Below are 545 nucleotides of genomic sequence, written 5' to 3'. Positions count from 1 at the left end.
CCAGTGGAATGCCGCGCGCGTCTACAACGATGTGCCGTTTCGACCCGAGCTTTCCCCGGTCTGTCGGGTTGGGGCCGGTTTCCTGGCCCCCGGGGGCGGGCAACACTGGCAGCATCGAGGCTCGCCCGTTCCCAATCAATCTGGTCGTGCTCACGCAACCGGCGAAGCATTGCCAGATGCAGCTGCTCCCACACGCCTGCGGCCTGCCAGTCTCGTAGCCGTCGCCAGCAGCCGCTGCCGAAACCCAGTTCCTGCGGCAGGTCTTCCCATGGGATGCCGTTTGCAGGACATACAGGATGCCGTTCAGTGCTGCGCAGTCGTCAACTGTGCGCCGACGGCCGCCTTTCGGTGACGGCGTAAATGCCGGAATCAACAGTTCCAGCGCCGCCCACAGTTCGTTGCTGATTTTTCTTCTGGATGAGCTTCCCTCGGTTTTTCGCCTTCCAGAGGTCCGGGGTTATGCAGCCGTATCCTTTGTCCGCTGAGCCGCAAGCCAGTCTTGCATGAACTGAGTTGGCGACGTGAAGCCGAGCGATGAATGACGA

At 61.8% G+C, this 545-nt stretch carries 1 protein-coding gene and 1 pseudogene; both read right to left on the bottom strand.

Annotation, left to right across the window (positions count from 1 at the left end; genetic code table 11):
* Positions 1-406 (bottom strand): annotated as a pseudogene (locus VSR82_RS39985) (IS5 family transposase); the annotation flags it as partial.
* Positions 321-545: hypothetical protein (locus VSR82_RS39980; protein WP_498858925.1), on the bottom strand; the 225-nt coding region annotated here is incomplete at its 5' end. The gene VSR82_RS39980 and the pseudogene VSR82_RS39985, both read right to left, overlap by 86 nt.

The organism is Burkholderia sp. JPY481 (assembly GCF_038900515.1).
GTDB lineage: Bacteria > Pseudomonadota > Gammaproteobacteria > Burkholderiales > Burkholderiaceae > Paraburkholderia > Paraburkholderia youngii.
This window is presented reverse-complemented; position numbering and strand designations above follow the sequence as displayed.